This is a genomic window from Aquabacterium sp. A08 (assembly GCF_011742065.1).
In genome coordinates this window covers 1-319 of the sequence record NZ_JAAQQT010000305.1, presented here as the reverse complement: position 1 = coordinate 319, position 319 = coordinate 1, and the positions used below count along the sequence as shown (strand labels likewise).

At 56.4% G+C, this 319-nt stretch carries 1 tRNA gene; it reads right to left on the bottom strand.

The features are described from left to right. Window positions 1-236: 236 nt before the first annotated feature. Window positions 237-313 (bottom strand) — tRNA-Arg (locus HA630_RS01720). Window positions 314-319 lie beyond the last annotated feature (6 nt).

The following is a 319-nucleotide window of genomic DNA, read 5'->3' as shown; positions in this document are numbered from 1 at the left end:
TGAGGGGCCCACAACGAAGTGGTGGCAGTGGAGGTGTGCGGTTTTGGGGTACCGCTGCCCGGATCGAAACTGGTTGCAGCACGGATAAGCAAAATCGCTGCAATGCAACTAATGTAGGTGCTTTCGCAGGGCAGTGCAAGCTTTTTCTTGCACAGCACCCGCTTTGCCAGAGCAGGGCCCACGGGGCCCGGAAACTGAAAAACCCCACTTCGTTTCCGAAGTGGGGTTTACAGATTTGGTGCGGCTGGCAGGATTCGAACCCACGACCCCTTGGTTCGTAGCCAAGTACTCTATCCAACTGAGCTACAGCCGCTTGCTG